General features: G+C 53.7%; 8 protein-coding genes and 2 pseudogenes. 5 read left to right on the top strand and 5 right to left on the bottom strand.

All coding sequences use genetic code 11. From position 1 onward, the window contains the following. A pseudogene (locus NW838_RS02590) lies at positions 1-1,309 on the top strand (DNA methylase); the annotation flags it as partial. 21 nt (positions 1,310-1,330) lie between these two features. Here the strand turns inward: NW838_RS02590 and NW838_RS02585 are convergent. Both NW838_RS02585 and NW838_RS02580 read right to left on the bottom strand, forming a co-directional pair. Then, positions 1,331-1,780: a HEPN domain-containing protein gene (locus NW838_RS02585; protein WP_414357408.1), complete on the bottom strand. Its 450-nt coding sequence runs from the start codon at positions 1,778-1,780 to the stop codon at positions 1,331-1,333. Continuing rightward, entirely contained in the window at positions 1,740-2,255 is a 516-nt protein-coding gene (locus NW838_RS02580; protein ID WP_414357407.1) for a nucleotidyltransferase domain-containing protein, read from the bottom strand. The genes NW838_RS02585 and NW838_RS02580 overlap by 41 nt, the downstream gene beginning before the upstream one ends. A gap of 102 nt (positions 2,256-2,357) precedes the next feature. On the opposite strand from NW838_RS02580, the gene NW838_RS02575 reads away from it, so the two are divergent. Beyond that, positions 2,358-5,069, top strand: coding sequence for a phospholipase D-like domain-containing anti-phage protein (locus NW838_RS02575; protein ID WP_011433328.1), 2,712 nt, complete (start codon positions 2,358-2,360; stop codon positions 5,067-5,069). Positions 5,070-5,163: 94 nt separating this feature from the next. On the opposite strand, the gene NW838_RS02570 is transcribed toward NW838_RS02575, so the two are convergent. Further along, positions 5,164-5,778 (bottom strand): Uma2 family endonuclease, encoded by a 615-nt coding sequence (locus NW838_RS02570; RefSeq protein ID WP_414357405.1) that lies wholly within the window; start codon positions 5,776-5,778, stop codon positions 5,164-5,166. 194 nt (positions 5,779-5,972) lie between these two features. Next, positions 5,973-6,587, bottom strand: a complete 615-nt coding sequence (locus NW838_RS02565) for a Uma2 family endonuclease (RefSeq protein ID WP_414357404.1) — start codon at positions 6,585-6,587, stop codon at positions 5,973-5,975. A gap of 362 nt (positions 6,588-6,949) precedes the next feature. Here NW838_RS02565 and NW838_RS02560 point away from each other — a divergent pair, with 362 nt between their 5' ends. Genes NW838_RS02560 through rsmD form a run of 3 tightly spaced genes read left to right on the top strand, consistent with a single transcriptional unit; the run spans position 6,950 to position 9,199 of the window. Further along, positions 6,950-7,711, top strand: a complete 762-nt coding sequence (locus tag NW838_RS02560; RefSeq protein WP_414427444.1) for a HEAT repeat domain-containing protein — start codon at positions 6,950-6,952, stop codon at positions 7,709-7,711. 39 nt (positions 7,712-7,750) lie between these two features. After that, entirely contained in the window at positions 7,751-8,638 is an 888-nt protein-coding gene (locus tag NW838_RS02555) for a Sll0314/Alr1548 family TPR repeat-containing protein (protein WP_414357401.1), read from the top strand. A 9-nt stretch (positions 8,639-8,647) separates the two neighbouring features. Continuing rightward, positions 8,648-9,199, top strand: coding sequence for a 16S rRNA (guanine(966)-N(2))-methyltransferase RsmD (gene rsmD / locus NW838_RS02550; RefSeq protein WP_414357400.1), 552 nt, complete (start codon positions 8,648-8,650; stop codon positions 9,197-9,199). Here rsmD and NW838_RS02545 read toward each other — a convergent pair. After that, positions 9,196-9,473: pseudogene (locus NW838_RS02545) on the bottom strand (hypothetical protein); the annotation flags it as partial. The gene rsmD and the pseudogene NW838_RS02545 sit on opposite strands and share 4 nt — an antisense overlap.

Raw genomic sequence — 9,473 nt, 5'->3', positions numbered from 1 at the left:
CCTTAACACGCTGAACAATTACTGCTGCCGGGCTTGGGGCGTTACCGAGACCCAATTGGCGCTTTCCGGTCAAAAGATTGCTTGCTTGCCAGATTCAACTATCGCGAGCCTCTCTGCCGAGATGGTCGCCACCAATTGCCATCTCTGGATCACCGACCCCCCTTACGCCGACGCCGTCAACTACCACGAGATCACAGAATTTTTCATCGCGTGGTTGCGCAAGAATCCGCCCAAGGAGTTTGCCGATTGGGTGTGGGACAGTCGGCGGGCGTTGGCCATTCAGGGCAAGGGGGAAAAGTTCCGTCAGGATATGATTGCCGCCTATACTGCCTTGGCAAACCACATGCCCGACAACGGCTTGCAGATTGTGATGTTTACCCATCAGGATGCCGAAGTGTGGTCGGACATGGCCAGCATCATGTGGGGGGCGGGGTTGCAGGTCACAGCGGCTTGGTACATTGCCACCGAAACCACCTCCGAACTAAAAAAGGGCGGGTACGTGCAGGGCACGGTATTGTTGGTAGCGCGCAAGCGGGTGCGCGACGAGTCCGCCTATCGGGACGAACTGGTGGAGGAAGTGCGGCAGGAAGTAGCCCATCAAATCGAGACCATGGTGGGATTGAACCAGCGCACCAAGGGCAAAGGGCGCACCGAGAATTTGTTTGAGGATGCGGATTTGCAGATGGCGGGTTATGCGGCAGCGTTGCGGGTATTGACGGGCTACCGGCGCATTGATGGACAGGATATGGTGGCAGCAGCCCTGCGCCCCCGACCCAAAGGCGAAAGAGATATCGTTCGGGAAATTATTGATTATGCCGTGCAGGTTGCCAATGAGCATCTTGTACCTGAAGGCATCGCGCAGGGGGTGTGGGAGGGGTGCTGTGGTGCAGAGCGCTTTTATCTGAAAATGATGGAACTGGAAGCGGTAGGGCTGAAGAAGCTGGACAACTACCAGAACTTTGCCAAGGCATTTCGAGTTGGCGACTATGGCGAATTGATGGCCTCTCAGCAGCCCAACAATGCCCGACTCAAAAATGCTCTAGACTTCAAGAAGAGCAGCTTTGAGGGCGAATTTGGCCGCTCAGCACTGCGAGCCGTTTTGTTTGCTCTCTACGAACTGCAGAAAGAGGCGGATAGCGATGAGGTGATGGAACACCTGCGGTCTTTGGTGCCCAACTACCACATGCGCCGGGATGATTTGGTGGCTTTTTGTCAATACATTGCCCGCAAGCGAGAACACCGCTATCCAGAAGAATCCTCAGCCGCTAATATCTTGTTTGCACTGATTAGAAATGAACGCTTGGGTTGAAGAAGAAGTTATAGGATTAACTCACTCACAAGTTGTATTGCCAGGGCTTCCTTCAAGCTCAGCATCTGAGTTAAAGTATTTCTCAACAATCGACTTTATTTGGTTAACATAAGCTATAGCCTTGTCCGCATTTTTTTGTTTGTAGTATTCCAAGGGGACAATATCTACAGCTCCATAAAAAGCTAACTCCCTATCTTTGCGCATCTCAAACGATATGTTTTCCAGCAAGGCTATTTCCTCGTCAGAAAGCTCTGGGAACCGTTCTCTATTTTCTGCTACTTGGCCACCAGGGTCATGGGTTTTGCCGTAGTTTATTCCCTTAATGATTAGGCAAGCTTTGATGAATAACTCAATGATTTCTTGGCACATCCGAACTACATCAGCGTAATCGCCAACCTCATAGAAGAATGACAACGCTTGGATGCGATAATTAGCCCTTTGATAGTAGTCTCTTGCTAATTTCTTTCTCATCGTTATTCACCCAATAGGGGATCCCCCGGCATACTTTATACGTAATTAAACTGTCACAGATGAGTTGATTGACTATATCCCTGATCTGCGTGATGCAGTTCTGCTTTTCATAGATGATGTGGTGGTTGGTAGCCACTTCATAAGTCAAGCTGGCTGGCCTGCATAGCTCTGTGGGCTTTAGCAAGATAAAGTTTATCTCCAAGCCAAGAAGTTTTTCTAGATCCCTGCAGGTAGGAAGCAGTAAGTCATCTCTGCTTCTGCAATCGGGTATATTCTCTGCAATTACTAATAAATCGAGGTCAGAGCCGTGAACCCATGAATTATTGGCGCGGGATCCATAGACAACAATAGCCCACAGATCCGAGCCAAAGACGGATTGAATTTTCTCTTGAATAAGCCGCGCTTGTGCTTCGGATATTCCTATGCTGCGCTTCTCTCTGCCCTGAAAGCCTGCAGACTCTTGTACGGTTGACATGGCTACCTTGCGCTGATCAGCTTATTCTGCAAAGACGCTGCTTGCGCCTTCGGCTGCTCATTTTAAGGCTAGAGTATTGTTACAATTTTACCCCAGCCCGCCATGTCCAGCACTTCTTTCCTACGCCGTTTCAGTTCCCGCCAGCAGCGGCTCAGCCATGTCTTTCTCAAAGATCGCCTGGCAAAGGCACGCACCTACAAGCGCATTGCTGGGTACTTTCGCTCTTCTATTTTTGAATTGGTGACTGAAGAGATTACACACATCGAGCAGGTGCAGATCGTCTGTAACAGCGACTTGGATCCCTGGGATATTGCCATCGGCAAAGCTTCCCGCCAGGCCAGAGAAATGGCGCTCAAAGAAAAATGGAACGAAGAGAAAGGAGAATTGATCACCAGCCTATTACAGCGCCCCCGCTACCGTCAACTTTACGAAATCCTCAAAAGCGGCAAAGTGGAAGTGCGAGTGGTGTCAGCCGCAGATGCCCCCTTTCTCCACGGCAAAGCAGGTGTTATTGAGGCAAGAGATGGCACCAAATCTGCTTTTATCGGCAGCCTCAACGAAACGCGGCAGGGATGGCAAGAGCATTACGAAATTGTCTGGGAAGACCAGTCGCCAGAAGGGGTTGCTTGGGTCGAAGCGGAGTTTCAGTACCTGTGGGAACGGAGTGTTCCTCTGCCAGAAGCGATTGTGGAAGAGGTGGGGCGATTATCTCGCAAGGTAGAGGTATTTCTTCAAGACTTGCAACCTGTCGATGTTCCTGGAGCCGCATTGGTGGAAGCCCCTCTCTATCGCCGGGGTGAGGTTCTCAAACCATGGCAGCAGTCGTTTGTGGAAATGTTCCTGGAACACCGAGAGCTGTATGGTGCAGTGCGACTCATTCTGGCAGATGAAGTGGGGCTGGGTAAAACCTTGTCTTTGGCGGTTGCGGCGATGGTGGCGTGCCTTTTGGAAGATGGGCCAGCCTTAATTCTTTGTCCGGCTACCCTCTGCCAGCAGTGGCAAGTGGAACTCAAAGATAAACTGGGCATTCCCTCTGCTGTGTGGCTCTCCAACCGCAAGGTATGGCAAGATGCCAATGGGCACATCATCAAAACCAAGGGTGCTGAAGGTATTGGCCGTTGCCCCTATCAAATTGGTATTGTTTCTACGGGTCTCATCTTTCACAATGCCCCCGAAGCCCAATGCCTTTTGGAACGACGCTTTGGCACGATTGTCCTGGATGAGGCCCACCGCGCCCGCTGTACCCGTGGTGTCACGGTAAGGGATCCCAAACCCAACAATCTCTTGGACTTTATGGGCAAGGCGGCCACCCAGTCCAAGCACGTCCTTTTGGGCACAGCCACCCCCATCCAAACCCATGTTGAGGAACTGTGGGATCTGCTGGGAGTGCTCAACAGCGGTGCCGAGCATGTGTTGGGACGACGGCATCAGCAGTTGTGGCAGCAGACGCAAAGGATCCTGCCCATCTTGACAGGACAACAAGCAGTGACCGACGAGCATTTTGCCTGGAATTTGCTCCGCAATCCTCTGCCGCCATCTGTTGAGGATCCCTTGTTTGACCACATCCGCAGCGATCTGAAGCTCTTCAAAGGTCAACACTTCACAGATAAGCCCCTGACGGAATTGGAGGACTTCACCCGCCAAGAACTGCGAGATGCCCTGGAAGAGCGCCAACAGGGGCTGACTTTTTTCCAGCGACACAACCCAATTCTGCGCCATACCGTATTGCGAAAACGCTCTACCTTGGAAGAATTGGGCTTGCTTGAGCGGATTGCCGTCGATATTTGGCCGAGCGAGGGAGAGCAATTGCCCATGTTCTGTGGGCTGGGTTTGCTCACTTCTCCCGAATTTGATGTGGCCTATGAAGCTGCCCAAGATTTTGCTAGGGCTTTGAGACAGCGTACCCAATCCGCTGGGTTTATGAAAAGCATCATGCAAAGCCGGATCTGCTCCAGTATTGCCAGCGGCCTATCTACGGCTCAGAAACTACTGGAAAAGCGGCGTTTTTTTGAGGAGGACGGAGAAGAAGATTGGCTGTTAGACAACCTTCCAGAGATTTTAGAGGCAGAATATGCCCATTTGGAGCGCATTGTTAGCGTCTTGAGCCAAAAGAGCACGGATCCCAAACTCGATGCCGTCCTCTATTTCCTACAGGAACGACACTGGCTGGACTTGGGATGCATCATTTTCAGCCAGTATTTTGATACCGCCCATTGGGTGGCCAACAACCTGAGCCAACGTCTGCCTCAAGAAAGTGTGGCTCTCTATGCAGGCGCCCACAAGTCGGGTTTGTTTTTTGCCGGAGAATGGCGGAGCGCAGAGCGGGAAGATATCAAGAGAGCCGTGCGAGAGCGTACCATTCGGCTGGTGGTGGCCACCGATGCTGCTTGTGAAGGTCTGAATCTCCAAACTTTGGGCACGCTGATCAACATTGATCTCCCTTGGAATCCTTCCCGCCTAGAGCAGCGCATCGGGCGGATCAAGCGCTTTGGTCAGACCCGCGACCGTGTGGACATGCTCAACCTGGTGTACCACGGTACCCACGACGAAAAGGTATACGAGGTGCTTTCTCAGCGGATGAAAGATCGCTACGACTTGTTCGGTTCTTTGCCCGATACTATCGAAGATGAGTGGATTGAGAATATCGAAACTCTGGAGGCCAAATTGCAGGAGTTTACAGAGCGCAAGAAACAGGCCAACGCTTTTGAGCTGCGCTACGCAAGCACAGTTGAACCCAAAGGCCCAAGATGGGAGACCTGCGAAAAGGTGTTGTCCCGTCGGGATATTGTGGAACGTCTTTCAGAAGGGTGGTAGCCATATATCAGCCAATTCGATATGCTTCTGCCAATGGGCTGGAAAAAGTTGCCTCTGACCACGAGTTAATACGGGCGGAAGTGCCTTGACCATGCTAGGCTCCAGCCCGAAAAATCTGCTCAGCCGTGAGGTTTAATTCAGGGAAAACTTTAGAGCGAATCCGGTCATTGCCCCGAAATAATTGCGCCTGATATTCCTCATTGACCAGTTGGAAAACCGAGATTGTGGGAACCTTCGGCTCGCCAATGTACCGACGACCCCCCAACGCTTGGTAGTCAACAATCCAGTATTCGGCAATACCTAACGTCTCGTAGTCACTCAGCTTATGCCAGTAGTCATCTCGCCAGTTGTTGCTGGTAATTTCAATGACAAGAGGAATAGAGGTTCCGTGGATGAGCGTCGAGGATTTCTGCCACAGGGGTTCTCTGGCCAAGGCGGTACGGTCAATCACCACCCCATCAGGAGCGTAGGCAGTATCGCCTTCCGGCGCCTTGATCAAGGTGTCCCGACCTAGAAAATAGTTGAGGTTGCACCTGCGGATTTCTAATGCCAATTCGATGGCAAGAAAACCACTGATTTCATCATGTTTCCCTGTGGGTTGCATCTCAACCGCAACTCCGTTGTGTAGTTCGTATCGTCTGTTAGGTTTCCACTCCAGAAACTCAGCAAAAGTCATTGGCTTAGAAGACACAGCATAGGTAGCAGTCATAGTTTTTCCTCCCTTGAATGAGTTAAAACGCCCTAGATACTTCTGCAAACATTGTCGCCCATCTCATCCTTTAATAGTCTTTTATGGCATAGCCGTGTAACCCTAGCCAGAGCCGGATGTAGATATCTAGCAGAATCACTTCAGGCATTCCCAACTTGCCTCATCTACATTTCAAGTGGGGGAGTAGGTTCTTGTCAGGAGCGTGTTGCATTTGAATCTTGCTCTAATTCAATATCACCGTAAATGTCTGCCAGGGAAAAAGTGATGTTGACAGATGGCAGCGTAACAACATCATCCAGGGCATGGTAGTCCCTGAAGATCCACTCGACATTTCCCTGGCGGCGGTAGTGTTCTACACTGATTCGAGCTTGGTCAATTAGCAGATACTCCTGTAAAGTTGGGAGAGAGCGATAGGCAGCAAACTTCGCTCCTCTATCGTAGCTTTCGGTGGCAGGCGAGAGCACTTCCACAATTAAGATAGGGTTAGTGACAGTATCCTTGCGCCCTTCTTTAAGCTGAACTGGGTTTTGGATCACCATACCATCGGGATAGACATATTGTTCGAAGGCAGGTATGTAAAGTCTGAGATCACTAGAAAAAACGGAAAAACCCTTGCCTCTTAGCTTAAGCCAAAGTAGGGCATTGACACTGGTAATCAGTTGGCTATGAATGGGTGTGCCGCCAGTTATCTCAATAATTTCCCCATTGCGAAATTCACGGCGGATCCCGCCTGTGGCCTCTGATTCAGCTTCCAGGGCAAAGTATTCCTCTGAAGTGTGGGTTTTACGGGGGGCGAGGGCAGTGGTCATGGCATCTCCTCAGGCAGCGGCAGAATGGCTCAAACGGTCAGTCGGGTGTCGAGAAGCTCGACGCGGTGGCCTTCGGGTTCTCTCGGTCGCAAGTGCAGCCAACCTCTCTGTATCCTTCGTCGGCCTCTCCATGATGAGAGGTATCCTGCGATTCTGGGGTAAAGACCGGTGGTGGGGAGCCGACGCTTTTGTTATCCTGTCGCATAAGCTCCCCCTCTGGGATCCCAGGGGAAAGTGGGCCAACCTTGCCTGACACTGAACGCCAGCACAGCCCGCATAATGTTCCCGCACAATGTCCTGCACAATGTTGTGTCAGCAAGACTTGGTTCTCGATGGCAGGTTTGCAGAGAGGACGTGACCTGATGTTTACTTGGCTCTGGACGAAACAATTTTCTCGCTTGAATCAAAGGCTACAGAGCCTGGAGGTAGCCCGCGAGGAAAACCTTCTGTCTCCCGATCTGAGCGCCCAAACTCTGCAGGTGGCCCCCGACTTTTGGGAACGGCAGCACCAAGCCTTTGTCTATGTGGATAAGCAAATGCGAAGGCTCAGCCGTCGCAGCAAGATTTGGGGAGGAATGGCGCTGCTGGCCATTCTGGCCGATGCGGCTTTGATAGTGGCAGGTCTGGCAGCGTTCCAGTCTTGGCAGCAGGTGCAGGCGGATCGCCAATTAACTCGCATTGCCCAACAGGTTGCGGCTGTCGATCCTGTGCAGCAAGCTTTTGATGATCTGGTGGCTCAATTGCCCCAGATGAGCGGGGCAGAGCGATCTCGTGCCCTAGAGGCGTTGCAGGCTCTCTCGGCCATCTCGATGGCCTATGGCGGCTACTCCTCCGACGGGTCTGCGGGTATTTCTGGGTACAGCTCTGCTCTCCCACCAACCCCGCTGGAGGCTCAACTGCAAACCATCTACCAGTTGGGGCAAATGCGGGTGGTGGAGGCGGTGCCGGCTTTGCTGACCAAGCTTGCGGACGATGAGCCGGTGGTGCGGGAGGCGGCGGCCCGTGCCCTCGGCCAAATTGGGGATCCGCGCGCCTTGGATCCCTTGCACGATCTTCTGGCCTATGAGCCCAATGAGTTGGTTCAAGATGCGGCTATTGCTTCGATTGCCCAACTGCTGCGCTAAAGGGAAAGTTAGACAGGGGTGGGAGTTGAGGCACTGGGGATGAGTATCGGCAAAATGAGCAGGCTGGGCAAACTGCTGGGGGTGATTTGTTGGGTGTGGGGATCCGCTCTGCCCGTTTGGGCGCAGGATCCCTTCCGCAGCGGGGACAATGCCCGCCCCATCAGCCCAGAGGTAGCCGCAGCTTTTGAAGAGTTCTTCTGTGCAGGCCGCTACAGCCAGAGCCGGGAAAAGCTGGAAATGGCCAAGAAAGCCTCTCCCGAAGAGCCGATGGTCTATGCCCTGTTGGCAGCGCTGGCCTATCAGGAAGGAGATCTGGAAGCATTTGCCCGGTTGGCTACCCAAACCCGACAGGTGGCTGCCGAGCTGAAAAAGACGGATCCCTTGCGTGGCAACCTTTACGAGGGTGTGGGCTACGGGCTAGAGGCAGCCAACATTGTGGTGCGAGATGGGGTGGTCATCGGTTTGCCCAAGGCTCTGCCCACCCTCAATCAATTGTTTGCCTCCATCCGGGCCGCCCAGGCAGTGGACAGCAGCGATCCGGAGCTGAATCTGCTCAACGGCTACATGGATTTGCTGCTGACCTACCGGGAGAAGGCTCTGAATCAGTTTCGGATGGCAGCGCCTGACTATCTGTCCTACCGCGGCCAAGCTCTGGCCTACCGGGATATGAAGCGCTTTGACGAGGCATTGGAGGCGGTGGATCGGGCCATTGCTGCTTCCTGCAACAACCCGGAGCTCTATTACCTCAAGGCGCAAATTTTGGTTTCCAAAGGGCAAGACCGAGAGGCCGTCCCCCTTTTCGATCAGGCCCTGCAAGCTTCCGCCCAACTGCCCCAACCTTTGGTGGAGCAAATCCAGATGGAGCGGGATCGCGCCGCCCAGCGCAGTGGGTTGACCGGCCAGTTGCCGGCCACGCCTAGCCCCTGAAGGGATCCCATGAGCCTGCGCATCAGCGGCAAACGAGCGCTGCAAACTCCCGCTGGCTTGGGCACTCGACCCACACCTGGCCGGGTGAGGCAGGCCTTGTTCAACATCTTGCAAGGGCAGGTGGAAGGCTGTCGCTGGCTGGATCTGTGCTGTGGGGCCGGTACGGTGGGAGCAGAAGCTCTGTGTCAGGGGGCCGCTTTTGTGGCCGGGATCGAGATTGCCGCCCCTGCCTGCCGCATCATCCGAGCCAACTGGGCCAAGGTGGCGCAGCCGGGGCAATCTTTCCAGGTCATTCAGGGGGATGCCCGCAAGCTGCTCAGCCGCGGCCTGAACTTGGAGCCATTTGATTACGTGTACTTTGCTCCTCCCTACGAGGCCGGTCTGTACGCCCCGCTCCTGCCCCTGATCCCGCCCTTGCTCAAGCCAGGCGGAACCTTGATCGTCGAGCATCGCAGCGGCCAGAAGCTACCAGACCAGGTGGGATCCCTGCTGCGCTTTGACCAACGAACCTATGGGCAAACGGCGCTGGCTTTCTATCGCAATCTGGAAGAGCAGCTCTAACTGGGAAAGGGGGTGCTGACAAAGCCGATTTCCAAGAGCTGCTGATAGGCTTGGGTGCCCAGCTCGCGGGTTGGGCCCTGGCTGTTGATGACCTGGATCAGCCAGCCCACAGCCTCTTCCGGTCGCCCGGCGGCGCGATAGACCACGGCCAAATCGTAGGCGGCTTGATCCCGGGCTTGGGCGGCAACACGGGCCAGCTCCCGCTGTTCTTCGGAGATGCGGTTTTGGATCCCGGCGAAGGCGCGGGAGAGATCTTGGTGGTAGTTGGAGCGCT

Source organism: Synechococcus sp. R55.2 (genome assembly GCF_047462075.1).
GTDB lineage: Bacteria > Cyanobacteriota > Cyanobacteriia > Thermostichales > Thermostichaceae > Thermostichus.
The sequence above is the reverse complement of the archived record's forward strand: the minus strand, read 5'-3'. Positions and strand labels throughout refer to the sequence as shown.

Excerpts from the sequence above, each read along its gene's own strand:
- NW838_RS02585 (WP_414357408.1), bottom strand. The coding sequence starts at position 1,780 with ATGAGAAAGAAATTAGCAAGAGACTACTATCAAAGGGCTAATTATCGC.
- NW838_RS02580 (WP_414357407.1), bottom strand. The coding sequence starts at position 2,255 with ATGTCAACCGTACAAGAGTCTGCAGGCTTTCAGGGCAGAGAGAAGCGC.
- NW838_RS02575 (WP_011433328.1), top strand. The coding sequence starts at position 2,358 with ATGTCCAGCACTTCTTTCCTACGCCGTTTCAGTTCCCGCCAGCAGCGG.
- NW838_RS02570 (WP_414357405.1), bottom strand. The coding sequence starts at position 5,778 with ATGACTGCTACCTATGCTGTGTCTTCTAAGCCAATGACTTTTGCTGAG.
- NW838_RS02565 (WP_414357404.1), bottom strand. The coding sequence starts at position 6,587 with ATGACCACTGCCCTCGCCCCCCGTAAAACCCACACTTCAGAGGAATAC.
- NW838_RS02560 (WP_414427444.1), top strand. The coding sequence starts at position 6,950 with ATGTTTACTTGGCTCTGGACGAAACAATTTTCTCGCTTGAATCAAAGG.
- NW838_RS02555 (WP_414357401.1), top strand. The coding sequence starts at position 7,751 with ATGAGTATCGGCAAAATGAGCAGGCTGGGCAAACTGCTGGGGGTGATT.
- rsmD (WP_414357400.1), top strand. The coding sequence starts at position 8,648 with ATGAGCCTGCGCATCAGCGGCAAACGAGCGCTGCAAACTCCCGCTGGC.